Here is a 24,637-nt window from a genome sequence, read left to right as displayed (position 1 = left end):
TTGTGTGCCTTGGCATGTCTCAGGGTTGGGGATAGATTTCAGTGCGGTTGCCTTGGCAGTATCCAGCGCTTTGCCGTCCAGCATGCGCACCTGGGTGAATACCACCCAAAGCAGAATCACGGCCGCCACAGCAGCAAACAGTTTGGATTTGGCGATTTTCATGGCTTTTCCTTTTTATTTAGGTTTTATTTAGGTTTTATTTAGGTGATGCAAAAACAAGGCAATTTGCGATATGACTGACTGCATGGGCGCGGATTAAATCATCCACGCCGAATGAGAGAACCAGGCCTGTCTACCTTGCGAGCAGACAAGCCTGGGAGGGGGGATCGTTACATCTTGATGGATGTTTGTTTAAAGCTGCCCAACTTATAGTGGCAAGCACCCTTGTCTATCAGAATTGGCTTTTGATAGCGCTCTGCGCTCTTGCGCTGCTTGGCTTCAAGCTGCTTGCCTGCTAACTTTTGTGCTCCCAGGCCCAGACGCTGACCTTGTTCAAGGCTGATGCTGACCATGCTGCCGTTGGCCGCATTCACGGGCACAGCGTGCTTTAACTCACCCTGACAGAGTTCGGCAGCTCCCGCCGAGTTGTAAGCAACCCCTGTCAGCAGCAAGGCTATGATCATCATGCGGGATTTTGTATTCATCCTCGTCTCCTTATTTACAAGGCCTGATGCAAGCAATCTTGCACAGGGCCATCCGGTTTGACACGCTAGTGCAGCAATGTCTTGAGTGAAGCAATGTCCTGGTCAGGCTGATGATTTCAATGACATCACTTGAAACTTCGTGCGCCAAGTCTTGCCTAAAGCGCATCATCAAACCCAGTGCAGTCATCATAGCCAGAGGTTCCCCGCCATCCCATAGGACAGCTGACTGACTTTGTGTCAGAAAATGCCGACACACGCCTATCGCACCCCCATGCTTAAAAACCAGATCTAGCACTGTGGAGTCACCTGATAGTCCGCTTACTCTTAAGCTTCTTGCAAACAAGCAAACAACACGCAGCCAGCCGCTCCCATGGCAGCTATGACGCAGCTATGGCTCAACGATGGACTCGTGGCCAACAGGCTTAACTTACGTTATAAAAAAACCCCAGGCTCAAGCCTGGGGTTTTTTGAGAGTTGGGCATCAGAACATGCCCGGTACTGCATCAGTAGCTTAGAAAATCAGCCAGATCAGCACCAGCAATGTGACTGGAACACCCAGTAACCACGCAATGATATAAGGCATAACGGTTCTCCTTTTCTAGAGGTCGATTCTTGAATACAAAGTGAATTATGGATACTTAGTAAGTATTCTTAACCGCAGTTCTAGCCACACTGCGAGCGGTGGCACTACCAGCTACCACAGCGGCTATCAGGCTCAGCAAGAAGCCCAGGGTAGCCCACAGTGAGAACTTGGCAGTGGCTTCTGCAGCTGCATCGGCAGCCTGCTTGGCCTTTTCCTTGCCTTGGGCATATGCGGCCTCAAGCTTGGCAACTTCAGCCTCGGCTTCTTCCTTGGAAACACCCGAAGCATCTGCTAATACCGATACCACACGATCACGGTCAACTGCCTTGCTGGCTTCGTCCGTATTGTTCAGGTAGCGGGTCAATGCATGCCAGTAAGCACCGCGTGCACCATGGCCAGGGTGGTTTTCAGTCACTTCTTTATCTACGCTGGATTTGGCATTGCGCAAAAAGTCTTCGGCTTCTGCACGCACACCATCCAGACCAAGGTCAGGGCCACCATGCTTAGCCAGCAAGGCACCGCCCGCTGCAGCACCACTGCCTGCCACGCCAACAGCACCCGCAGTAGCCTTCAAGGCACCGCCAGCCGCATTGGTGAACACGCAAGCACCCGCAATTGTCGCCAGCGCCCAAATCACAATGCCCAGCAAGGCACCGCGGCAGCGTGTAATTTCATCGGATGACAGCACGGCCACAATCGCACCAGCGCTGAGTGACAGCACCCAGGAAACCAACCACCATAGAGAAGCACCTATACCAAAAGCCTGAGCTGATGGTGTAGCGCCTTCCAAGGGTTCAACAAAACTAAAACCGATGCCCGCGCCCAAAAGGCTTAGCACCAATTGCAGGGCAATTGCCACTGCCAAACCTGCCAAAATGGCACGCCAGGAAATGGGCGCAACCAACCAGGCTCCGTCCCGCTCAACTGCGGTGTTATGTAATGTCGCCATGACTATCTCTCCTTATATGTATTTTTTAAATGGTGCAGAAGTTAGGCCTTTCGGGCTTGGGAGAAGATTAGTGCATGGTCTTTAACGCCTACATCAGCAAAGCGCTGCAATCACTGTAGGATCGTTCCTACCATCTGAGAGAGGTGACAAAAGCTAGATTAAAGGTGTAGGCGGGGGTTGATGGGCGAGAGTAATTATTTCTTACAGCGAAAAACATTGTAGTCTTACATTACTAGTTGACTTAGAGGGTTAGCATTAACCATCACCTCATCCGCCCCCCGCCATGATAAAAATTGCCTTGATCAGTGAAGATAACCTAGTGAACTACTCCCTGAAACATCTGGTGGATCAACAACCACGTTTCAAGATCAGTCACGTACTACCGACACTAGATGAAAGCAAAATCAAGCCACTGCTTGCCAAGCGCCAGATTAACCTCATGATTATCAGCGTTTCACTGCCCAAGACAGATGGCCTGGAACTGTTGGCCCAACTGCGCGGCATAGCCCCACGTGTGCCAGTTTTGATACTAAGTAATAACGAAGAAGATGAATTCCTTGCCAACTTTATACGCATCGGTTGCAAGGGCTGCCTGGATAGGCATGCCAGTGTTGATGATTTACTCAATGCCATAGAGGAAATCAGTGCCGGGCGTTATGTGATTCCGGCTAAATTACAAGCCGTGATCAAGGCCCATGAGCAACCTTTGCCGCATGAGCGCCTATCTAACCGTGAGTTTCAGGTGTTCCTCAAGTTTATCCAGCGTAAACCTATCTCTACCGTGGCACGAGAGTTAAATGTCACCACAGGTGCGGTCAGCGTGTTTCGCAGCCGCGTGCTGAAAAAGCTTAACTTCAAGAGCAATGCCGATTTCATCTTCTACGCCCTGCAGCACCATCTGCTGGTGCTGCCTGCCTCCTTACCGCATTAGCACTCCCCAGCCAGCACTAAGAGCTAGATCTACGATACCCTCCCTACTTGCTCAAGCAAGCGCATAAGCGCTTGTTTTAGTCGGCATCACTTAAGCGCAATACCAAATTCACCTGATGGCAGGATTTGGCTATAGTCATCCTGGACTCTTGCTATGATGCACTGGCATTAACATCCAGCATAAGCAGCCCCTAATGCTTGAAAACATCTCATCCACCCAAGTGAGTGACAAACTGAAAACCTTCCCCTCTCCCCGCCTTATTCAGACAGCTCGTCTGCAATTACGGCCATGGCTACCCACCGACCTCGCCCCCTTTGCTGCCCTCAATGCAGACCCTGAAGTAACACGCTACTTCCCTGCACCACTTAGCCGAGAACAAAGCGATGCCATGGCGCAACGCTGCCAGGCCTTGATCATTGAACGAGGCTGGGGATTATGGGCGGCAGAAACCCTGGAAAATCGCGAGTTTATCGGCATGATAGGGCTGCATATCCCAAGCGCAACGCTACCCTTTGCGCCTTGTGTGGAAATAGGCTGGCGCCTGGCAAGTGCTCATTGGGGCAAAGGCTACGCCACCGAAGGCGCGCAAGCAGCGCTGGAATTGGCGTTTACTGCCATAGATTTGACCAAAGTGGTGTCGTTCACCTCTATCCATAACCTGCGCTCGGAAAGGGTGATGCAACGGATAGGTATGCAGCGGGAGGCGGGTAGCGCAGGCGTGGATAAAACTTGCGGGCGATGTTGAGGCGTTTCATGTGGCGTTCTCCCAGTCGGTTGACCCTGGGTTGTCAGGGCCAATTTGAATTGCATCTTCAGTGGTGCCACATAACTAACCCGCCAGCTTGTGAGGGCGTTCTGGCGGGCTTGAGAGGGTTAATCACCGATGGCTTACTGGAAGAATTTTACTTTTTAAAAGAGATTATTGACAAATATATTTGCTTTTAATTTGCTAATAATAATGACTTGTTTTGAATGGAAATCTGCTGGATGTCCGGGGTTTGGACTTGATGTGGCAGAAGGTTTTGCCAAGAGAAACTGCCAGCCTGGAACACGGTGGCGGTGGCAGTCTAGCCATGACAAAAACTGACAATGGCACAATCCTGGCCAAAAAAAAAGCACACCTGCAGGTGTGCTTTTGCTGTGTTGAACGCGGTGTAAGTCTAGTACAGCACGCGGGTACGCAAGGTGCCCTCTACGGTTTGCAAGGCATCAATCGCGGCATCAGAAGCCGAGGCTTCCACATCCATGATCATGTAACCGATATCGCCCTTGGTGAGCATGCTTTGCGCCGCAATGTTGATGTTGTTGCGCGCAAACAGGCTGTTAACCGCGGACAGCACACCAGGCACGTTGCGGTGGATGTGCAGCAGGCGGTGGGTGCCGGGCTGTTGTGGAATCGATACTTCGGGGAAGTTGACCGCGGTAACGGTAGAACCTGCATCAGAGTAACGCACAAATTTCTCGCCTACCTCTATACCGATATTGGCTTGGGCTTCTTGAGTAGAGCCGCCAATGTGCGGGGTGAGGATGACGTTATCAAACGGACGCAACGCGGAGAGGAATTCTTCATCATTACCCTTGGGCTCAACCGGGAACACGTCTATCGCCGCACCGCTCAGGTGCTTGGATTCAATGGCTGCTGCCAGCGCATCGATATCAACACAAGTGCCACGTGCGGCATTGATGAAGATGCCGCCACGCTTCATTTTGGCAAACTCTGCAGCACGCATCATGTTCATGGTGGAAGGCAGCTCAGGCACGTGCAGCGAGACTACATCAGCCTGCGACAGCAGTTCGTCCATGCTGGCCACCTGGCGTGCATTGCCTAGCGGCAGTTTGGCGATGACGTCAAAGTAGATGACTTTCATGCCCAGCTTTCTGCCAGCACCGAGAGTTGGGAGCCTATGGAGCCATAGCCGACAATGCCCAGGGTTTTGCCACGCGCTTCAAATGAGCCTTCTGCCGATTTGGTCCAGCCGCCACGGTGTACCAGGGCGTTTTTCTCAGGGATGCCACGCAGCAGCAGTATGGTTTGTGCCAGCACCAGCTCAGCCACGGAGCGGGTGTTGGAGTATGGCGCGTTAAAGACAGGAATACCGCGCAACAATGCACTATCAAGATCCACCTGATTGGTGCCTATGCAGAAGCAGCCGATGGCGATGAGTTTGTTGGCAGCTTCCAGCACTTCATTGGTAACCTGAGTGCGGGAACGGATGCCAAGAAAATGTACATCCTTGATGGCATCAATCAGCGCTTCACCTTCTAGCGCGGTCTTACGGTAATCAATCTGGGTGTAACCAGCAGCCTTGAGTACATCAACGGCATTTTGGTGCACACCTTCAAGCAGGAGGAAGCGTATCTTGTCTTTCGGCAAGGAAAGTTGTTGGGTCATTACAGCTCCGAAGTCAGGCCAAAAAATCAGTCATCCTAGCACACCAGCAAACTTATTAAACCCCTATGAAATAAGGGATACCGGGGTGTAAAGCGCTATTTTGCCGTGCTGGCGCGCCAAGATTGATCAGGAATCAATTGCAATTAAAAACTGCTAGAATAGCTGGCTGTTCCTGCACTTTTCTTAACTTAAATGCATACAGGTTCATGGTGGTGCGTTTAAGCCGCCAAACACTCTTAAAATTGCAGAGCTATGGTTGATAGACCTACACACCCGCTCTGCTGACAACCGTTTATAAATACAGGTAACCGTTTGATGAATGCACCTAGCCGCCTTTCCCCTGCCCTGCTTGAACAGTTGAGCACCATTGTTGGTGAGCAGCGCGTCAAGACGGACGATGACAGCCTCAAGACCTGGGGTGTGGACTGGACCAAGCATTATGAGCCGCGCCCTTCGGCGATTGTGTTCCCCGCCAGCACTGAAGAAGTGCAGGCCATCGTCAAGCTGGCGAATGAGCATCAAGTTGCCGTCACACCAAGCGGCGGCCGCACTGGCCTCTCTGCAGGTGCAGTGGCTGCCAACGGCGAGATTGTCATCAGCCTGGACCGCATGAACAAGGTGTTGTCGTTTTTGCATGCTGACCGCCTGGTGCATATACAAGCGGGTGTGGTAACCGAGCAGTTGCAGCAATACGCAGAGCAGCAGGGTTTGTATTACCCGGTGGATTTTGCCGCAGCTGGCTCTAGCCAGATGGGTGGCAATATCGGCACCAACGCTGGCGGCATCAAGGTCATTCACTACGGCATGACACGTGAATGGGTGCTGGGGCTGACCGTGGTGACTGGCAAGGGTGATGTGCTGCACCTGAACAAAGGCATGATCAAGAACGCTACTGGCTATGCCTTACATCAGTTGTTCATAGGTTCTGAGGGCACACTGGGCATAGTCACCGAGGCCGAAATCAAGCTCACCCGCCAACCGCAGGATTTGAAAGTGCTGGTATTGAGCGTGCCAGACTTTGCTGCCGTCATGCCTATTTTGCATGCCTTCCAGCAACGCATAGACCTCACCGCCTTTGAGTTTTTCAATCAGATTGCCCTGGAAAAAGTGCTGGCGCATGGCCATGCCAGCCGACCTTTTGATACAGAATCGCCACTTTACGTGTTGCTGGAATTTGAAGGCCGCTTTGAAGCCGTGGTGGATGATGCCATGCAGATTTTTGAGCATTGCATGGAGCAAGGCTGGATCCTGGATGGCGTGATGAGCCAATCGCAGGCGCAGGCAGAGGCGCTGTGGCATTTGCGTGAAGGCATTTCTGAAACCATTGCGCCGTTCACACCTTATAAAAACGATATCTCGGTGCTGATTACGCATGTGCCCGCCTTTATTGCCGAGATTGACGCCATTGTCGCCGCCAATTACCCAGATTTTGAGGTGTGCTGGTTTGGGCATATCGGCGATGGCAATCTGCATCTCAATATTCTCAAGCCTGCGGATTTGAGCAAGGATGAGTTCTTTGAGAAGTGCAAGGTGGTGAACCAGTTCGTGTTTGAAACGGTGCAAAAATACAATGGCTCGATTTCTGCCGAGCACGGTGTGGGCATGACCAAGAAGGATTATTTGCACTACACGCGCGACACGGTGGAAATTCAATATATGCGCGAGTTGAAGAAGGTGTTTGACCCGAATGGCATCATGAACCCGGGCAAGGTGTTTGATCTTTAGCCTGGCAACTCCCCAACTTGTTAGCAGTGCTGGCGATCACCAGCACTGCTAATTGAGCGCACGCCGTGTTGCCAGCCAAAACACCAAAGCTAGCGCACTCAGGCTAAATCCCAGCAGGCATACACCCTGCCAGCCATCATGGGCAAATACCGCTGTCCCCGCCGCAGCGCCCAGCGCACTCCCTAAGGCATAAAACAGCATATACATGCCTATCATGCTGCCATGCTGTTGCTCAGCATTGCTGCGCAATAGCAGGCTTTGATTACTGACATGCAAGGCTTGCCCGCCCATGTCCAGCAAAATAATCCCTAACATCAAGGCAGCTAAAGACCAGCTCATGAAAGCCAAAGGCCACCAGGCAATGGCCAGCAGCAGCAAGGCGATCAAGGTGACTTGCCGATGGGCACCTTTATCCAGCCAGCGCCCAGCCTGCGTGGCACCCAGCGCCCCTATGGCGCCCACCAGCCCCAGCGCACCTATGGCAGTGTTGCTATAGGCATAAGGCGGTGCACTCAAGGCCAGGCTCAGAGCGCTCCAGAAAATATTGAACACGGCAAACATCAGCAGTGCCAGCATGCCGCGCACTTGCAGCAGCCTATGCCGCCACAACAAGGCCAGCATGCTGCCAATAAAACGTGGGTAACTGCCTGTCACCTGAGAGATATTGACCGCAGGAGAAATAGTGACTGCCGGAGAACCATTGCCCCTAGCCAAGCTGCGCCAGAGCAGACAAGCCAGCAGCAACATGCAAGCCGCCGAGCTTAAATACACCATGCGCCAGCCTGCTATATCACTCACACCGCCCGCAACCACGCGCGCCAGCAACAAGCCAAGAAACACCCCCGCCTGCACCTTGGCCAGCACCTGCCTTGCTCAGCAGGCTGGGCAACACTGGCCGCATAAGCGATCAGCCCTGGGTCATGGCGGTGGCCAGCAAGCCCACCCCCAACATCGCGGCATACGCCCAGCCCAGGCTTGGGGCAAGCCCCAGCAGCACCAGCATGACCACCAATGCCAGGGCTTGTATCAAGAGCAAACAGCGCCTGTCCATACGATCGCCCAGCGGCAGCAGAAAGACTAGCGCCAATACGCTGCCCAACTGGGCCATGCTGATAAGTTGGCCAACCTGGGCTGATGTCACTGCAAAGGCGGCACTGAATTCATGCAGCAGCGGCTGGGCAAAATAGATATTGGCCACACTCATGCCACTGCCAAGCGCCAGCAAGCTCACCTGATTGGATGATAAGGGTTTGCCCAATACGGATTTTGGGCAGTGGCTTTCAAGCGATACCGCCTGCTTTACACAAGGCTGGCTCGCATTAACGTGTTGAGTGGGTAAAACATCCATGCTTGCTCCGAGACTGGTTTTAAATTGAAACCAGTTGCAGCATAATGAATCCAGTTTTAAAATGCAACCACCTCTTATCACCCACTCCCACCTGCCATGAACTCTGTTGCCTCAACCTGCCCGGTGGCACGGGCCACCGATATCCTGGGTGACCGCTGGTGTTTGCTGATTGTGCGTGATGCGTTTGATGGCGTGCGCAGGTTTGGCGATTTTCAGCGCAGCCTGGGCATAGCGCGCAATATATTGTCTGACCGCCTGCGTAAGCTGCTGGATGCTGAGATTTTGCAACTACAAGACGCTGCCGATGGCAGCAGTTATCAGGAATACAGGCTGACACGCAAAGGTGAAGACTTGTTTGTGCTGATTGTGGCCTTGCGACAATGGGGAGAACAATATTTGTTTGAGCCACATGAAGCGCGCTCCGTTTTGCTGGAAACTGCCAGCGGCCAAGCGCTTGCTGCCCTGCAATGCAGCAATTTGCACGGCAAGGTGATTCAGGCTGCCGATACTCAGGTGATTAAACCCGCGCAGTAAAGCCCATGGTCGCGTCTGAGCCAAACCCTAGCTTGAATCTGCTGTCTTATTCACTATCAGGTATAGCATGTACTGAATAAGCAGGCTGGAAAGATAATGAAAATCATTTCATGATTTATCTTTTCCAAACCGTGGCTTACCACTTCCCATCCTCGGGCATTTTGTTCTTATTTTTGCTATACCCAACTGTACACTCCAGTATATAGTGGCTATAGAAGTCAGAATAAAAAGCAGTGTCTATATTGAGATATGGATTCGAGGAGAAGGTTATGCATGACCAGTTGGCACGCATCAAATCGCACATCGATACACATCAACATATGGCGGGTGCCTTGCTGCCATTGTTGCACGCGATTCAGGACGATTTAGGCTATATCCCAGAAGATTGCTACGGCGATATCGCCAAGGCGCTCAATCTCTCCGTGGCGGAAGTACACGGGGTAGTCAGTTTTTATCACCATTTCCGCACCCATGCACCGGGTCGGCATATTCTGCAAATCTGCCGGGCAGAATCTTGCCAGGCCATGGGCAGCACCCAGCTCGAAGCCCATGCCAAATCTAGCTTGGGCATAGACTATCACCAGACCAGCCCTGACAACGCTGTCACGCTGGAAGCAGTTTACTGTCTGGGCAATTGTGCCTGTTCCCCCGCCATCATGCTGGATGATCAGGTATATGGCCGCGTTACGCCGCAGCAACTTTCGCAGTTGCTGGCCAAGGCCAGGGAGGTAGCGGCATGATCACGATTTATGTTCCCCGCGATTCCAGCGCCTTATCACTGGGCGCCAATCAGGTTGCCGCCGCTATTCAGCAAGAGGCAGATCAACGTCAAATTTCCATTAAGCTGGTGCGCAACGGCTCCCGTGGCATGTTCTGGCTGGAGCCTATGGTAGAGGTGTTAACAGTTCAGGGCCGCGTGGCCTATGGCCCGGTCCAGCCTGAAGATGTTGCTTCATTGTTTGACGCTGGTTTTACTGAAGGTGGGCAGCATGCGCTCTCTTTAGGTCTTACCGATGAACTGCCCTGGCTCAAGCGTCAGGAGCGGCTGACTTTTGCCCGGGTGGGCATTACCGACCCGGTCTGCCTTGACGATTATCTGGCGCATGAGGGTTACCGTGGTTTGCGTAATACGCTGGTCCAAAGCCCGGAAGCGATAGTGGCGCAAGTGACTGATTCTGGCCTGCGCGGACGTGGCGGCGCGGCTTTCCCCACTGGTATTAAGTGGAAGACGGTCATGGTGGCGCAAGCCGAGCAGAAATACATAGTCTGCAATGCCGATGAAGGCGATTCCGGCACTTATTCTGACCGCATGATTATGGAGGGTGACCCCTTTGTGCTGATTGAGGGCATGACCATTGCGGGCATTGCGGTGGGTGCCACGCAAGGCTATATCTATGTGCGCTCGGAATATCCACACTCTATCGCCGCGCTCAATCTGGCCATCAAGGAAGCCTATGCCGCTGGCTACCTGGGGCGCAGCATTCTGGGTAGCACGCATGACTTTTATCTGGAAGTACGCCGCGCCGCCGGGGCTTATGTCTGCGGTGAAGAAACCGCGCTGCTGGAAAGTCTGGAAGGCAAGCGTGGCCTGGTGCGCTTCAAGCCGCCACTGCCTGCAATCTCCGGCCTGTTTGGCAAGCCCACGGTGATCAATAACGTGATCTCGCTGGCCACTGTGCCCATCATCATGGACAAAGGCAGTGAGTATTACCGCGATTACGGCATGGGCCGCTCACGTGGCACCTTGCCTATTCAATTGGCGGGCAATCTCAAACATGCGGGCCTGGTGGAAAAAGCCTTTGGGGTGACCCTGCGCGAGTTGCTTTACGACTACGGTGGTGGCTCCGCCAGTGGTAGACCGATCAAGGCAGTGCAGGTAGGCGGCCCATTGGGGGCTTATCTGCCGGAATCTCAATTTGATACGCCGCTGGACTATGAAGCCTTTAGCAAGCTGTGGGCGGTGCTGGGTCATGGCGGCATTGTCGCCTTTGATGACACAGTGGATATGGCGCACATGGCGCGTTATGCGCTGGAGTTCTGCGCGGTGGAATCCTGCGGCAAATGTACCCCATGCCGCATAGGTTCTACCCGAGGTGTAGAGGTCATGGACAAAGTTATGGCAGGCACTGATCACGTGCAAAACATTGCCCTGCTACGCGACCTTAGCGACACCATGCTCAATGGCTCATTGTGCGCCTTGGGCGGCATGACACCCTACCCGGTACTAAGCGCGCTCAATCATTTTCCGCAGGATTTTGGCCTGAGTGAAGCTGGCGTTAACAAGAAGGAACGCGCCGCATGAAGTGAGTAAAACGCCATGCACCTGACTAATAAAAAAACAGGGCTGGCTTCAGTGAGAACCAGAGGAGAAAGTGATGGACAAGCAAACAGACTACGGCACCCCAGCGAGCCGCAACACTGAGCAGCAAGTCACGCTGGATATTGACGGTCACAGCATCACCGTTGCCAAGGGCACTTCAATCATGCATGCCGCCATGCAGGCGGGCATCAGCATTCCTAAGCTCTGTGCCACTGACAGCCTGGAGCCATTTGGCTCCTGCCGTTTGTGCCTGGTGGAAATAGACGGCAGGCGCGGTTACCCGGCCTCCTGCACTACCCCAGTGGATGAAGGCCTCAAAGTGCACACGCAAACGCCAAAGCTGGCGGATATACGCCGTGGCGTCATGGAGCTATATATCTCCGATCACCCGCTGGACTGCCTGACCTGCTCTGCCAATGGCGATTGTGAACTGCAGGATATGGCAGGGGCGGTGGGCCTACGAGAAGTGCGTTACGGCTATGAAGGCAGCAACCACCTCTCTGCCGAGAAAGACAATTCCAACCCCTATTTCCAGTTTGATGCCTCCAAGTGCATCGTCTGCTCACGCTGTGTACGTGCCTGCGAAGAAACCCAGGGTACATTTGCCTTGACCATTCAAGGCCGTGGCTTTGATTCCAAGGTCGCTGCGGGTAATTTCGATAACTTCCTTGATTCCGAATGTGTGTCTTGCGGTGCTTGTGTCGCCGCCTGCCCAACAGCGACATTGATGGAAAAAACCGTGATAGAAAGCGGCCAGCCCGAGCATAGTGTGATCACCACCTGCGCTTATTGTGGGGTAGGCTGCTCCTTCCGCGCCGAGATGAAGGGTGAGCAAGTGGTGCGCATGGTGCCGGATAAGAATGGCGGAGCCAATCACGGGCACTCCTGCGTCAAGGGACGTTTTGCCTGGGGTTATGCCACCCACCGCGACCGCATTACCAAGCCCATGATACGCAAGAGCATTCACGATGCCTGGCAGGAAGTCTCGTGGGAAGAAGCCATCTCTTATGCTGCCAGTGAGCTGCAACGCATACAGTCCAAGCATGGCCGCAATGCCATAGGGGCTATTACTTCTTCACGCTGCACCAATGAAGAAACCTATCTGGTGCAGAAGCTGGTACGCGCAGCCTTTGGCAACAACAATGTAGATACTTGCGCCCGCGTCTGCCACTCCCCTACTGGCTATGGCCTCAAGCAGACCCTCGGTGAATCGGCTGGCACGCAGACCTTTGATTCGGTGATGCAGTCTGACGTCATTATGGTCATAGGGGCCAACCCTACCGATGGTCACCCGGTGTTTGGCTCACAAATGAAGCGCAGGCTGCGTCAGGGCGCCAAGCTGATTATTGCCGACCCGCGCGCGATAGACCTGGTTTCTGGCCCACACGTGCAGGCGGATTATCACCTCAAGCTCAAGCCAGGCACCAATGTGGCTTTGATTACCGCCATGGCGCATGTGGTGGTAACTGAGGGGCTGGTAGATGAAGCCTTTGTTAAAGCGCGTTGTGAGTGGGATTCCTTCCAGTATTGGAGCGAGTTTGTCGCCCAGCCGGAAAACTCCCCTGAAGCCATGGAAGCCGCAATAGGCGTGCCAGCCAGCGATCTACGCGCAGCAGCACGGCTGTTTGCCACTGGTGGCAATGCGGCGATTTACTATGGCCTGGGCGTCACCGAACATAGCCAGGGTTCTACCATGGTCATGGGCATTGCCAATCTGGCGATGGCCACAGGCAATATTGGCCGCGAAGGCGTGGGGGTTAACCCGCTGCGTGGGCAGAACAATGTGCAGGGCTCTTGCGATATGGGTTCCTTCCCGCATGAGTTCCCTGCTATCGCCACGTTTCCGACAATGCCACCCGCGCCCTGCTGGAAAATGCCTGGGGCAGACCGCTGGATAACGAGCCAGGCCTGCGCATCCCCAATATGCTGGACTTTGCGATTGATGGTAGCTTCAAGGCGCTGTATTGCGAAGGTGAAGACATTGCCCAGTCCGACCCCAACACCCAGCATGTGACCCATGCGCTGGCGTCCATGGAGTGCGTGATCGTGCAGGATCTATTCCTCAACGAAACCGCGATGTATGCGCATGTGTTCCTGCCCGGTTGCTCCTTCCTGGAAAAGAGCGGCACCTTTACCAATGCCGAGCGCCGTATTTCCCCGGTGCGCCGTGTAATGACGCCCAAGAATGGCTATGAAGACTGGCAGATCACCGCCATGCTATCCGAAGCCTTGGGCTACCCCATGCCTTATCAGCATGCCTCCGAGATCATGGATGAAATTGCCAGACTCACCCCCACCTTCCATGGTGTCAGCTACCAAAAACTGGAAGAACTGGGCAGCATACAATGGCCATGCAACGAAGCGCATCCCGAAGGCACCCCTATCATGCACATTGATGAATTTGTGCGTGGCAAGGGCAGATTCATGATTACCGAATACGTGCCCACCTCGGAAAAAGTCAACGCCAAGTACCCGCTCATACTGACCACCGGGCGTATACTCTCGCAATACAATGTGGGCGCGCAAACCAGGCGTACCGACAATGTGGCCTGGCACCCCGAAGACAAGGTGGAAATTCACCCGCAGGATGCCGAAGACAGAGGCATCAAGGATGGCGATTGGGTAGGCATCACCAGCCGCGCAGGCAATACTGTGCTGCGCGCCAATATCACCGAACGGGTACAACCCGGCGTGATCTATACCACCTTCCACCATCCTGAATCCGGTGCCAATGTGATTACCACCGACAATTCGGATTGGGCCACCAACTGCCCAGAATTCAAGGTCACCGCCGTCGAGGTCAGCCGGGTTTCCCAGCTTTCCGAATGGCAGCGTCAGTACCAGGAATTCAGCCAGGATCAGATTGCCCTGGCGCAGCAGCAGGACGAAAGCCATATCGAATAAGCCTGACTATATGCCCGGCTATGAAAACTTAATGTATGAAAACTTATGTACGTAAACCTATGAAAGCATGATGAAGCCAGCCAATTTCTTGATAGAGTCCGCGCTTACCGACAGCACCGTCACCGTATTCAAATACGAGCATGGGCGCTTGAGCGAGCGCGAGGACAACGTCGCCGAGGAAGTGCCTATCGCCATGATTTACAACGGCATCTCCCATGCCGTGATGCTGGCGACGCCGGATGACCTTGAGGATTTTGCGCTGGGTTTCTCTTTGTGCGAGGGCATATTGTCTAGCGCTTCTGATCTTTATGGCATTGATATCGTTGAGCGCGTCAATGGGATTGAACTGCAGATGGAGATTGCCACTGAGCAGTTTCAGAACCTCAAGCAGCGCCGCCGCAGCATGACGGGCCGCACTGGCTGCGGGTTGTGCGGCTCAGAAAGCCTGGATCAAGCCATACGCATGCCACAAGCGATAGACGCGCCTGACATGGTGTTTGCTGCCGAGGCTATTTATCTGGCGCAACGCAATCTGCACGCCCATCAACAACTACAAGGCCGCACAGGTGCCACCCATGCCTCGGCCTGGGTCAGCCCAGAAGGTGAAATTCTGCTGGTGCGTGAAGATGTGGGCAGGCACAACGCCCTGGATAAGCTGCTGGGGGCGATGGCCAAGCAAGGTTTATCGCGCGAGGGCTTTTTGCTGACCTCCAGCCGTGCCAGTTATGAAATGGTACAAAAAGCGGCCAGCGCCAATATTGCCATGCTGGTAGCGATATCTGCCCCCACTGGCCTGGCGATACGCATGGCCCAGGGTTGCGGCCTCACCCTGGTTGGCTTTGCACGCAAGGAACAACATGTGGTTTATAGCTGCCCGGAACGATTGCAACACCTGACTGAAAGCAAGGAACTGGCATGAGCATGGATATACAACACCTGGTAAAAATGGCAAACCAGATAGGCGATTTTTTCCGCTCCTACCCCGATGTGGAACAGGCCAAGCAGGATATCGCCAGCCACCTCACCCGCTTCTGGGCACCTCAGATGCGCGCGCAGATTATTCAGCATATCAATGAGCACCCCGATAGTGGCTTGCAGCCTTTGGTGCTGAATGCCATACGCGAACACGTGCACTAGTTACTCAAGCAAAACCTTTAGCGCTCTAACTTTAGCGCACTAACTTTAGCCCTGTAGGCGCCGGGCAATAAAAAACCGGGGCATGCATCCCCGGTTTGCTTCAAATCAAGTGCGTTATTCTGGAATTGGATCAGGCTTTTTCAGCGTGCCTGGCCCTGACCTTGGACTGAAACTCGGATAACTTCTGCTTTTGCTCTGGGGTCAGCACCTGATAAACCTCATGCCAGGTGTTGGAGCGCAGCACAATCAAATCAGCCTGAATCTTGGCCTGGGCTGCCGCCAGTTGCTGCACATTCTTTTCGTCATACTGATCGCTGCTGGAAGCGCTGGCCAGAGCCTTGTAGGAATCGTGAATAGCCTGGCGCTTGTCAGCAAACGCTGGCTTTTGCTTCTCCACAATCTGCTTCACTTGTGCCTGCTGCTCAGTGCTCAGGTTAAGCTTGCCCAGCTTGTGCTGCAAAAATTTTTCATCAGAAAAACTATGGCGGCCCTCGAAAGAACCGTGCTTTTTGTCCTGATCGCATTTTTTGTCACCATGCTTGTCGCCGGATTCGGCGTGGCTGGCGGCAATGTTCAATGCCAACAGGGAAGATGCGAAGATGGCGGAAGAAATCCAGAATTTACGTGACATGATCATCATAATGCTCCTTGCTTGAGTAACTCGAATGACAAAACGCATGATTGCGCTGCCTGACTACTATGAGCGCAATGCGTGCTAAATGTTTGTTGCCTTTGGTTTAGGCGGTGTAATTGTCAGTAAAACTTTGTAAGATGCTCATTTTGCGGCCTGTCGCTACGGCAAAATGCAGTCTGAGAAATGGTCAGAGCCTTCAGAAATTCTGAGCGCCTGAGAAATTGTGAGAGGAAGATAAACCGTGCTGCGCGTATTGCTGATTGATGACGATGTCGAACTGTGCCAGATGATGGAAGAGTATCTGGGCGCAGAGGATTTCACCCTGACCATTACCCACGATGGGGAAGAAGGCGCCAGCCTGGCATTGTCCGGCGAGTTTGATCTGGTGGTGCTGGATGTCATGATGCCGCGCTTCAATGGCTTTGACACCTTGCGTTTGATCCGCGCCAGCAGCCAAATCCCCGTCATCATGCTGACCGCCAAGGGAGACGAGATAGACCGCATCGTGGGCCTGGAGCTGGGCGCTGACGATTACCTTTCCAAGCCCTTCAACCCGCGTGAACTGGTGGCACGCCTGCGCGCCATTCAGCGCCGTGTGGTGATCCGCGATGAAGTGCAGCAAAGCCAGCACAGCAGCAATATCACCCGCGTCGGCAAGATTGCCATCTACCTTCTGAGCGCATTATTGAATGGAAGGGTGAGGCTTTGGACATCACCACCAGCGAATATGCTCTGCTGGAAGTATTGGCGCGCCATGCCGGGCGCGTAGTGAGCAAGGCTGATTTATTCACCCAGGCGCTGGGCAGACCGGAAAGCCGCTATGACCGCAGCATAGACGTACACGTCAGCAACCTGCGGCAAAAGCTGGGCCTGCTGGAAGATGGCCGATCCCCTATCCAGACCGTGCGTGGTGTGGGTTATCAGTTCATTGCTGGCTAGCCTGCGTGCAAGCCAGGCAGCCTCCTATTGATTGCAATTAAACAAGCGCACACGATCACACTATGGGTAGATTATTCTGGAAGATTTTCCTCGGCTTTTCCCTGACCCTGCTGGTGTCAGTCGCCGGGGTTGGTGGTGCCATCTATCTCAACGAGCACACCCCCACTTCTGAAGAAGGCTTTTTGCGTGACCGCCGCGCGGATTTTGTGGTGGGTATTACCGCCAATGCCTTGCAATATGGTGATGAAGAAGGCGCCAAGGCCTTGTTCGATAACTGGCCTGGACATAAATCCCCCACTGTGCTGGTCATCAACCAGCATGATCAGGATATTCTGGGCCGTGAAGTTCAGGCCGATACCCTGCGTAAGGCCATAGACGCGCTCGCCACCGACCCTGCGCCCAGCAGCGTGCGCAAAGTGCGTACCGCCAAGGGCAATGACTATATTCTGTTTATTCCCGCCGCCAGTGCCAATAGCGCTGGCCCTTTGCGTTACAGCCTGGAATTGCAAATCTTTATCGCGCTACTGGCCAGCCTGCTGTTCAGTGCAGGCTTTGCGGTATATCTCAGCCGCCCAATCAAACTGCTGCGCAAGGCCAGCCGCAAATTGGCTGAAGGCCAATTGAATACCCGTGTCAGCCCCGAGCTTTCTAACCGCAATGATGAGCTGACCGAGCTAGGCCAGGATTTCGACTATATGGCAACGCGGCTGCAAACCCTGCTGGATGCGCAACGCCTGTTGCTGCATGACGTATCGCACGAGTTGCGCTCACCTGTGGCGCGTATGCGCCTGGCGGTTGGCCTGGCGCAGCAGCAGCCAGACAAGCTAGACTTAGCCCTGGCTCGCATTGAGCGCGAAACCGAGCGCCTGGATGAATTGCTAGGTCAGATGTTGACGCTATCCAGGCTGGAATCCGGCATCAGCAGCCAGGGCAATGACAAGATCAACCTCAATGATTTGCTGGCTGGCATTGTGCAGGATGCCAATTTTGAAGCCCAGGCCGTGGGCAGCAGCATCAGCTTCCAGGCGAGCCAGGAAACCCTGCTGACCGGGCATGATGAATTGTTACGCCGCGCGTTTGAAAACATTATCCGTAACGCTCTCAAGTACAACAACGAGGGGCAGACGGTAGAAGTTTCCATACAGCGTAGTGAAGCGCAGGAAGTAGTGGTGGAAGTCAGGGACCATGGCCCAGGCTTGCCAGAAAACGAATTGGGCAAGGTGTTCCAGCCCTTCTATCGCGTGGCTGATGCCAGCAAGCCTGCCAACATGGGTTATGGCTTGGGCTTGGCCATTGCCAAGCGGGCAATTGAACATCATCAGGGCAATATTATTCTGAGCAATTGCGCCGATGGCGGCTTGTGTGTGCGCTGCGTGTTTCCAGCGAATTTGATTGCACGCTGATTTTCTCTAGCGTTGCAGCCGTGTTGTAGACTGGAGTCCGGCAGCATCTAGGGGCTACACACATCAGATGCAAGCAGTACTAGGCCATAAGATAGGGCAACTTGCCCTTAATACATGCTCGCAGTTACGCGGCAATTCTTTGCATACTGACCCCACGCTTCAGGCAGGGGTTTTCCGCTAGAAATTCCACCTTATAGCCCTCTGGCACTTCTGCCGGGTGACGCGCAGTGCGCAGGCTGGCAGGTAGAGATTTTGGCAGCAGGTATTCATAGTGCAGGGAATCGATGGTGGCTTCCAACCTGGACTTGGGTAGGCGTACCACCCGGCCTGGACATCTGGTTTTGCTATTTAAGCTATGCGCGCTGGCCTTGAAGCTTCTGGCTTGGTGGCAAAAGCAGCGTCTGAACTGCAAGGGGCGCTCATCCAATCCAATGCCAGACAGATATCATCGGCTTCTTCAAAAGCATCGCCTAGCCAGACATCCCCGCCGTCATCAAACGCCACACATACCTTGAACAGTTCCATGATTATCCTTTTTGGTTTATTGCCTGTTGCATAACGGCAGCCATAATGGGGCAAAACCCAGGGCTTAGCAGTAGGATGGGCCTGAAGCTGTTGTAGGAAATGACTGATAAGCCTGAGCTTGGCTGGAGCTTTATAACTAAGTTTGCTAGAACTAAATTTGCTGGAATTTAGGTGGCTTGAGTTATCCCGAGCTTGCCGCAGATGGAGATTTATCTTAACATCAAGTTAAATTAACTTAACGTTAAGACAATTATGCCCATAGATGCCACTCCCGCGCTTACACCCGACAATCCAGTTGCCGCCGCAGACCAAGCAGCAGAACATGTGCCAGACCATATAGACCACTTGCTTGCCAGTTGGCACACCACTCTGCCGGGTCGGGATTTTGCTGATATGGCCTTGGTCACCCGATTGCTACGCATTACCACCTTGCTGATGAAACGCATCATGCCGGTGATAGAGCGTGCAGGGCTTAATCAGGGTGAGTTTGATGTGCTGGCCACGCTTTACCGTAACGGCGGCAAACTCTCCCCCACCACCTTGTATCAACGCCTGCTGATTACCTCTGGCGCCATGAGCAACCGTCTGGATACCTTGTCACAAAAAGGCCTGATACAAAGACTGGCCAACCCGGCAGACAAGCGCAGCATGGAAGTGATCATCAGCAATGAGGGGCGCCAGCTATTTGAACCGCTGCTGGAAATGTATCTGCAACAACTGGCCCTCACCTTGCCACCCGCAGCCCAGCGTGATGCCCTGAACCAAGACCTGAGGCAATTGCTGCTGCATCTTGATGCACAGCCAGATGCTGAGCCTGCACCAAAGGAAGTAAATATATGAAGCGCATGCTCACCCTGTTACTGCTGATTCTGGTGGGGCTTAACCTGCGGCCCGTTATGGCCACCATAGGGCCGTTGACCGATGTATTGCTCAACCTTTGGCAACTCAATTACAGCTGGATATCTCTGCTCAATGGCTTGCCTATTCTCATGATGGGAGCAGGTGCGTTGTGCAGCCACTGGCTGCTGCGGCACTACAGCCCCCGAGCATTGCTGACATCGGCTTTGTTACTGATTGCCATAGGCACACTGTGGCGCTTTTACAGCCAGGCACCCCTGCTCATGATTGCCTCAGCCCTGCTGGCAGGCCTGGGCATCGCCCTGGTGCAAGCCTTTATGCCCAGCATCATCAAACAGCACTGGCCCAGCCACACAGCCTCTTATATGGGCATTTATATTTCCGCCATTATGGGCGGGGCCGCCCTGTCTGCGGCCATCGCTCCGCAGATTTTGCATCACAGCACCCTGGGCTGGGCTTTGGCGAGCTGGGGCCTGCTGGCTCTGCCGACTTTGTGGCTGTTTTTACGCCTGGTGCCGCGGCAGCCGCTTTCCGGCCCCGGCAGTATGGCCGCGCCGCAAGCAAAGCCAGCGTTAAAAGTACATAAACTGCCGCGCGCCTGGCGGCTGGCGGCGTTTTTTGGTCTGGGTACATCAGGTTTCACATGCATGCTGGCATGGCTACCACCGCATTTTCTCGATTTGGGCTATAGCCCAACCCAGGCGGGCCTGGCTTTATCGCTGTTGAGTGCTACAGAAGTGGTCTCTGGCCTGGTGTTTTCACAACTGGCCGCGCGTGCGCTGGATAGACGGCCATGTTTGATAACCGCCATCCTGCTTGCCATCATAGGCTTGCTATGCCTGGCCTTGGGAGAACACTGGCTGGCGTGGGCCGGCGTGGTGATTGCGGGTTGTGGCGTGGGTGCGCTGTTTCCACTCTCCATGATTGTATGCATGGATCATCTGGAGCAGCCACGTGCGGCAGGCATGCTGACGGCCTGGGTACAAGGCATGGGTTATCTGGTGGCGGGCACCAGCCCCATGCTTGCTGGATTGCTACGTGATTATCTGCATAGCTTCACTGCCACCTGGTGTGCACTAGCCGGGATTATGCTGATTCTGCTGCCTTTGGCGGCCGGTTTTGACCCCAGGCATTATGCCCGCGTCATGAGTAAAGTCAGCGCATGATCAGTATTGCACCCAGCCCAGCACATCCAGAGCGGTATTGAATATCTCAGGTTTTCAGCGATAAAAAACCCCATGCAAGAAATGCATGAGGTGTTGTTTAGGTCAAAACCAGTTTTATTTGGTGAAGAACAACTTGATGCGGCGGAAGATACGACCGACCAGGCTGCCATCCAGCTGGTAATGCTTGTGCAAAGGTTGCTTTACTTCCCAGGTGCAACGCAGGCCAGCAGGGAAAGTCACCAGATCACCCTTGCGGAAGGTCACTGCAGGGCTGCCATCATTAGGCTTGATCACCACTTCGCCTTCTAGAATGTAGGCAATTTCCTGCTCAGGAAACACCCAGGGGAAAGTTGAGACTTCCTTGGACCAGGTTGGCCACTTGCTCACGCCCAGGGTATCCAGGCGGGACTTGGCGGGATTGCTTTCTACAATAATCTTGCTCATCACTATGCTTTCAGATTCGCCCTCGGGCGTTTTACAATTCAGAACATCCGGCAGACAGCCTCACCGGGAAAGAGGCGTTATAGTAACGGCAGTCAGGACGCAAGGCCAGCCACTTATCCCTGCAGACGCTGCTACTCTTCACTTAACTCAGCCTAGGCTTTAGCAAAATTCATCAACGCGCATGAGCACATCCACCATTCATTGGCCTGCCATTATTCAGTACCCGGGTGCTGACGAGCTGGAGTATTTGGCTGACCAAGAGGCCTTAGCGGCATGGCAAGGTCGCAGCGCCGTCAGGTTGATTGATAGCGCAGGTGCGAGCTATGCCTTGCAGCCTGCCCACACCCTAACCCGCCAGGCAGACACTACATTGCAGGAAATTCTAAGTTTGGTACGTGCCCATGCCGCGCAACAAGGCATTTGCTGCACAACCAAAATAGCAGCGACCAACATTGCCAATGCCATCAAGCTGATGGCCAGCCTGGCAGATGATTGAATCTCAGGCTGAACACGGTGGAAGATAGTAGAGAACATCATGCAGACCGCTGATCTGGAATTGCTGGTGACACGCACCATGCCCTTTGGCAAATATCAGGGCAGGTTGATTGCTGACCTGCCCGGACATTATCTCAACTGGTTTGCCCGCAATGGCTTTCCGCCCGGTGAGATAGGCCGCTTGCTGGCGCTGATGCAGGAGCTTGACCACAATGGACTCAAACCTTTATTGAATCCCCTGCGGCATCCGCAATAAAAGCCAGCTTGATCACCAGATAAAGTGCTGGCGGTATCAGTGCTGGCTTAATACCAGCTCAAGCCATAGACCGCAGGCAAGGCAATCTGACATACGATCAGAATGGCCGCCAACATGCAGATCAGCATGAGGAAATCCAGCCATCGATTCACTCGCCGTGCCCTTTGGCATTGGCCGCTGCACAGGCAAATGGCTTACGCAGGATTCGCATTTCAATCTCCCTATTATTGTTATTAGCTCAGCGACAAACCATTTCTTGTCACTAAAAATATCTCGCGCAGAAGGATATTAACAACGTGAAATAACGTACCACAACTGAACGTTCGTACAGTAAAATTGTTTTATGAGTACATGTCGTCAATTAGGTAATATCGCCTTGAATCTCTCGTCGCTGCCCTTGCCCATCGCGCTCAAGGTTAGAGCAGGCCGCACTCACTTCCCCAGCCCAGCACAGGATTATGAGCAAGGCACCTTGGATTTAAACCACTGGTTAATCCCCAACCCACCCGCTACCTTCTTTTTTGAAACCGAGGGTGATTCCATGATAGGCGCAGGCATCTTTCCTGGCAGCCTGCTGGTGGTCAATCGCGCGCTTACGCCGGGCAATGGCGATATTGTCATTGTCGATGTTGAAGGCGAGTGGATGGTCAAGCGCTTGCAGCGTCGGGGTGCCTTACTACGCCTGCTGTCGGAAAACCCAGCCCATGCGCCCATTACCCTGCAAGAAGAAGAAAACCTAGTGGTATTCGGCGTGGTGACTTATGTCATCCACAAACCCGTATAAGGCAGCCAAGGGATGCTATCCCTCATGATTTTACTTAGCCCGCTTTGGTGATCGTGCGCATGTGCAAGCTTTAGTGAATGCGTAATATGGGAAGCGTCAACAACGTCATCAAAAAGGAAACTATCATGTGGACCAAGCCAGAAGTAACTGAAATGCGTTTTGGTTTCGAAGTAACGATGTACGTTTGCAATCGTTAATCGAACTCACTGAATAACGTAACTGAAATACCCAAAGGGAGCCCTCATCGGCTCCCTTTTCTATTTCTTCTTGTTCTATTCCTTCTTGCTGTGCACAGCTTGCACTGCTGATTGATCGCCCTCAGCTCTCCTCTCCCCAGAGCATCTTAATCGTCCTGCTTGTGGAAGATTCTCTGGCACACAATTCAGCCGATTCGGGATAGCCCTCATACCAAGACTATTAGATCATTTTCTGCAAGATCACAGCCTGTGGAAGGAGGATGTTGCAGATGGGGATTAAGCCTGGTTATGAGATATGGATATTGCTGGCCGTCATCATCCTGCAAGTTTCAGCCTGGGCCTACTTAGAATCATGTATTTACTGATCGTAGAGTGACGTGTCACTTTTCACAAACTGACGCGGTCACTTTCCCTTTTCAATCAGCCAATACCCCCCAACAACATAGGAGCATCCTATGAACCATCAAGTGATCCATTGGTTTGAGCTGCTGCAATCCAACGATGCAGATACCGTTAAACAAGCCACCCAGGAAGTTGGGCATGAACAACAGGCATTACAAATGCTTCTGTAGTGCGTTCCGCATGTTTATGACCAACCCTACAGTCGGTGCGGGCAAGGTACGCTCGGTCAAATTTTATGAAGGTAGTGAAGAAGATACCGTGACGGATGAGCTGGTGTTAAGACACTTGGCCGAGCGGGCCGCGCATCAAACACATGGGACTCGCGACATTGCGCGTTATTTTCTTGAGCTTTCCATTGATAGCCATGGGCATAGGCAAGTGACGCTAGGTAATATCACCGAGTTTCCAGAGCAAAAGCACAACATCTTTAGCGAGCACTATGCACTGGCAGAGCCGCTCATCGCGTTTGCCCTTCTGCATGCCAAATTGCCTGCAGATGTCATGCTGACCTTCCAGGCTGGTACCAGCCATGAACCTATCGTACTGTTGAGAGAAGGTTGAGTGAGCATAAGTCCTCTCCGCCCTCATGATTTTACTTAGCCTGCTTTGGTGATCGTGCGCATGTGCAGGCTTAAACGAATGCGTACTATGGGAAGCGTCAACAACGTCATCAAAAAGGAAACTATCATGTGGACCAAGCCAGAAGTGACTGAAATGCGTTTTGGTTTTGAAGTAACAATGTACGTTTGCAATCGCTAATTTATTAGCCGAAATACCCAAAAGGAGCCTGACAGGCTCCTTTTTTATTGTCTGCACGTTTTAAAAGCTGGCTTGAATTGCGCTCATCTGATCAAAAAGTCAGCAGTATGAGCACCATGATGACGATGGGTAGCACGCCCAAGGCTAGGAAAGTACCATCCACATAGGCTAGTAGGGATTGCAATATAAGCTTGAGACGCGACATCACTGGATTCCGCTGGGCTTAGGCAAACTGATAATACCACGCTGTACAAAGCCGCAAAACTATACATACGCATAGATTATTTCAGCTACTAGGCATACATATT

At 53.2% G+C, this 24,637-nt stretch carries 28 protein-coding genes and 2 pseudogenes; 20 read left to right on the top strand and 10 right to left on the bottom strand.

Features of this window, described 5'->3' with window-relative positions:
- Positions 1–329: 329 nt before the first annotated feature.
- Positions 330–644 (bottom strand): hypothetical protein, encoded by a 315-nt coding sequence (locus JCM2850_RS08290; RefSeq protein WP_025871097.1) that lies wholly within the window; start codon positions 642–644, stop codon positions 330–332.
- A gap of 638 nt (positions 645–1,282) precedes the next feature.
- Complete coding sequence (locus JCM2850_RS08285) at positions 1,283–2,176, bottom strand: hypothetical protein (protein ID WP_025871095.1); 894 nt, start codon at positions 2,174–2,176, stop codon at positions 1,283–1,285.
- A gap of 283 nt (positions 2,177–2,459) precedes the next feature.
- Between JCM2850_RS08285 and JCM2850_RS08280 the strand changes: the two genes are divergently transcribed.
- Positions 2,460–3,107: a response regulator transcription factor gene (locus JCM2850_RS08280; protein ID WP_025871093.1), complete on the top strand. Its 648-nt coding sequence runs from the start codon at positions 2,460–2,462 to the stop codon at positions 3,105–3,107.
- Between the two features lie 193 nt (positions 3,108–3,300).
- Entirely contained in the window at positions 3,301–3,852 is a 552-nt protein-coding gene (locus tag JCM2850_RS08275) for a GNAT family N-acetyltransferase (protein ID WP_051525324.1), read from the top strand.
- A gap of 415 nt (positions 3,853–4,267) precedes the next feature.
- Here JCM2850_RS08275 and JCM2850_RS24275 read toward each other — a convergent pair whose 3' ends face one another.
- Both JCM2850_RS24275 and serA read right to left on the bottom strand, forming a co-directional pair.
- Complete coding sequence (locus JCM2850_RS24275; RefSeq protein ID WP_439645854.1) at positions 4,268–4,447, bottom strand: hypothetical protein; 180 nt, start codon at positions 4,445–4,447, stop codon at positions 4,268–4,270.
- Positions 4,448–4,675: 228 nt separating this feature from the next.
- A pseudogene (serA, locus tag JCM2850_RS18090) lies at positions 4,676–5,499 on the bottom strand (phosphoglycerate dehydrogenase); the annotation flags it as partial.
- A 315-nt stretch (positions 5,500–5,814) separates the two neighbouring features.
- Between serA and JCM2850_RS08265 the strand changes: the two are divergent.
- Complete coding sequence (locus tag JCM2850_RS08265; RefSeq protein ID WP_025871089.1) at positions 5,815–7,224, top strand: D-2-hydroxyglutarate dehydrogenase; 1,410 nt, start codon at positions 5,815–5,817, stop codon at positions 7,222–7,224.
- A 48-nt stretch (positions 7,225–7,272) separates the two neighbouring features.
- On the opposite strand, the gene JCM2850_RS21875 is transcribed toward JCM2850_RS08265, so the two are convergent.
- Together JCM2850_RS21875 and JCM2850_RS21870 are read right to left on the bottom strand one after the other, a co-directional pair.
- Positions 7,273–8,088, bottom strand: a complete 816-nt coding sequence (locus JCM2850_RS21875) for an MFS transporter (RefSeq protein ID WP_199898286.1) — start codon at positions 8,086–8,088, stop codon at positions 7,273–7,275.
- A 43-nt stretch (positions 8,089–8,131) separates the two neighbouring features.
- Positions 8,132–8,572, bottom strand: a complete 441-nt coding sequence (locus JCM2850_RS21870) for an MFS transporter (RefSeq protein ID WP_199898285.1) — start codon at positions 8,570–8,572, stop codon at positions 8,132–8,134.
- A gap of 96 nt (positions 8,573–8,668) precedes the next feature.
- On the opposite strand from JCM2850_RS21870, the gene JCM2850_RS08255 reads away from it, so the two are divergent.
- The 6 genes and pseudogenes from JCM2850_RS08255 (at position 8,669) to JCM2850_RS08230 (ending at position 15,467) form a co-directional block, all read left to right on the top strand.
- Entirely contained in the window at positions 8,669–9,106 is a 438-nt protein-coding gene (locus JCM2850_RS08255) for a winged helix-turn-helix transcriptional regulator (RefSeq protein ID WP_025871087.1), read from the top strand.
- A gap of 269 nt (positions 9,107–9,375) precedes the next feature.
- Positions 9,376–9,846, top strand: coding sequence for a formate dehydrogenase subunit gamma (locus tag JCM2850_RS08250; protein ID WP_025871085.1), 471 nt, complete (start codon positions 9,376–9,378; stop codon positions 9,844–9,846).
- Positions 9,843–11,408, top strand: coding sequence for a formate dehydrogenase beta subunit (locus JCM2850_RS08245; protein ID WP_025871083.1), 1,566 nt, complete (start codon positions 9,843–9,845; stop codon positions 11,406–11,408). The genes JCM2850_RS08250 and JCM2850_RS08245 overlap by 4 nt, the downstream gene beginning before the upstream one ends.
- Positions 11,409–11,481: 73 nt before the next feature.
- A pseudogene (gene fdhF, locus JCM2850_RS18080) lies at positions 11,482–14,330 on the top strand (formate dehydrogenase subunit alpha).
- Between the two features lie 70 nt (positions 14,331–14,400).
- A complete protein-coding gene (gene fdhD / locus JCM2850_RS08235) occupies positions 14,401–15,249 on the top strand; it encodes a formate dehydrogenase accessory sulfurtransferase FdhD (RefSeq protein WP_025871081.1) in 849 nt (282 codons plus the stop codon).
- Between the two features lie 2 nt (positions 15,250–15,251).
- Positions 15,252–15,467, top strand: coding sequence for a formate dehydrogenase subunit delta (locus JCM2850_RS08230; protein ID WP_025871079.1), 216 nt, complete (start codon positions 15,252–15,254; stop codon positions 15,465–15,467).
- A 130-nt stretch (positions 15,468–15,597) separates the two neighbouring features.
- Here JCM2850_RS08230 and JCM2850_RS20425 read toward each other — a convergent pair whose 3' ends face one another.
- On the bottom strand, positions 15,598–16,098 hold the full coding sequence (locus JCM2850_RS20425; RefSeq protein WP_159105142.1) for a Spy/CpxP family protein refolding chaperone: 501 nt from the start codon (positions 16,096–16,098) through the stop codon (positions 15,598–15,600).
- A 244-nt stretch (positions 16,099–16,342) separates the two neighbouring features.
- On the opposite strand from JCM2850_RS20425, the gene JCM2850_RS18070 reads away from it, so the two are divergent.
- The 3 genes from JCM2850_RS18070 to JCM2850_RS08215 all read left to right on the top strand — a co-directional run bounded on the left by JCM2850_RS18070 (position 16,343) and on the right by JCM2850_RS08215 (position 18,443).
- Positions 16,343–16,870, top strand: a complete 528-nt coding sequence (locus JCM2850_RS18070) for a response regulator (RefSeq protein ID WP_369384870.1) — start codon at positions 16,343–16,345, stop codon at positions 16,868–16,870.
- Positions 16,807–17,040, top strand: a complete 234-nt coding sequence (locus JCM2850_RS23940) for a winged helix-turn-helix domain-containing protein (RefSeq protein WP_369384869.1) — start codon at positions 16,807–16,809, stop codon at positions 17,038–17,040. Before JCM2850_RS18070 ends, JCM2850_RS23940 begins: the two co-directional genes overlap by 64 nt.
- Before the next feature lie 62 nt (positions 17,041–17,102).
- Positions 17,103–18,443 (top strand): sensor histidine kinase, encoded by a 1,341-nt coding sequence (locus tag JCM2850_RS08215; RefSeq protein WP_025871075.1) that lies wholly within the window; start codon positions 17,103–17,105, stop codon positions 18,441–18,443.
- Positions 18,444–18,567: 124 nt separating this feature from the next.
- Here the strand turns inward: JCM2850_RS08215 and JCM2850_RS21400 are convergent, their stop codons facing one another.
- On the bottom strand, positions 18,568–18,765 hold the full coding sequence (locus JCM2850_RS21400; protein ID WP_148301222.1) for a hypothetical protein: 198 nt from the start codon (positions 18,763–18,765) through the stop codon (positions 18,568–18,570).
- Between the two features lie 26 nt (positions 18,766–18,791).
- On the bottom strand, positions 18,792–18,968 hold the full coding sequence (locus JCM2850_RS21610) for a hypothetical protein (RefSeq protein WP_159105141.1): 177 nt from the start codon (positions 18,966–18,968) through the stop codon (positions 18,792–18,794).
- 252 nt (positions 18,969–19,220) lie between these two features.
- Between JCM2850_RS21610 and JCM2850_RS08200 the strand changes: the two genes are divergently transcribed.
- Positions 19,221–19,808: a MarR family winged helix-turn-helix transcriptional regulator gene (locus JCM2850_RS08200; RefSeq protein ID WP_051525323.1), complete on the top strand. Its 588-nt coding sequence runs from the start codon at positions 19,221–19,223 to the stop codon at positions 19,806–19,808.
- Positions 19,805–20,992 (top strand): MFS transporter, encoded by a 1,188-nt coding sequence (locus tag JCM2850_RS08195; RefSeq protein WP_025871071.1) that lies wholly within the window; start codon positions 19,805–19,807, stop codon positions 20,990–20,992. Before JCM2850_RS08200 ends, JCM2850_RS08195 begins: the two co-directional genes overlap by 4 nt.
- Positions 20,993–21,106: 114 nt before the next feature.
- Here JCM2850_RS08195 and JCM2850_RS08190 read toward each other — a convergent pair whose 3' ends face one another.
- A complete protein-coding gene (locus tag JCM2850_RS08190; RefSeq protein ID WP_025871069.1) occupies positions 21,107–21,436 on the bottom strand; it encodes a cupin domain-containing protein in 330 nt (109 codons plus the stop codon).
- 181 nt (positions 21,437–21,617) lie between these two features.
- Between JCM2850_RS08190 and JCM2850_RS08185 the strand changes: the two genes are divergently transcribed.
- The 6 genes from JCM2850_RS08185 to pqqA (JCM2850_RS23400) all read left to right on the top strand — a co-directional run bounded on the left by JCM2850_RS08185 (position 21,618) and on the right by pqqA (JCM2850_RS23400) (position 24,329).
- Positions 21,618–21,932 (top strand): DUF4144 family protein, encoded by a 315-nt coding sequence (locus tag JCM2850_RS08185; protein WP_025871067.1) that lies wholly within the window; start codon positions 21,618–21,620, stop codon positions 21,930–21,932.
- Between the two features lie 39 nt (positions 21,933–21,971).
- Positions 21,972–22,187 carry a DUF3820 family protein gene (locus tag JCM2850_RS08180; protein WP_025871065.1) on the top strand — a complete coding sequence of 72 codons (216 nt, stop codon included), beginning with the start codon at positions 21,972–21,974 and terminating at the stop codon, positions 22,185–22,187.
- Positions 22,188–22,530: 343 nt separating this feature from the next.
- Positions 22,531–22,971 carry a LexA family protein gene (locus JCM2850_RS08170; protein WP_051525322.1) on the top strand — a complete coding sequence of 147 codons (441 nt, stop codon included), beginning with the start codon at positions 22,531–22,533 and terminating at the stop codon, positions 22,969–22,971.
- 125 nt (positions 22,972–23,096) lie between these two features.
- On the top strand, positions 23,097–23,168 hold the full coding sequence (pqqA, locus tag JCM2850_RS23405) for a pyrroloquinoline quinone precursor peptide PqqA (protein WP_081774944.1): 72 nt from the start codon (positions 23,097–23,099) through the stop codon (positions 23,166–23,168).
- 582 nt (positions 23,169–23,750) lie between these two features.
- Entirely contained in the window at positions 23,751–24,131 is a 381-nt protein-coding gene (locus tag JCM2850_RS08155; RefSeq protein ID WP_025871061.1) for a hypothetical protein, read from the top strand.
- 126 nt (positions 24,132–24,257) lie between these two features.
- The gene (pqqA, locus tag JCM2850_RS23400) at positions 24,258–24,329 is read left to right on the top strand and encodes a pyrroloquinoline quinone precursor peptide PqqA (RefSeq protein ID WP_081774944.1); all 72 of its coding nucleotides are present in this window, start codon (positions 24,258–24,260) and stop codon (positions 24,327–24,329) included.
- Positions 24,330–24,637: the final 308 nt, after the last annotated feature.

This window comes from Methylobacillus glycogenes JCM 2850 (genome assembly GCF_000617925.1).
Lineage (GTDB): Bacteria > Pseudomonadota > Gammaproteobacteria > Burkholderiales > Methylophilaceae > Methylobacillus > Methylobacillus glycogenes.
This window is presented reverse-complemented; position numbering and strand designations above follow the sequence as displayed.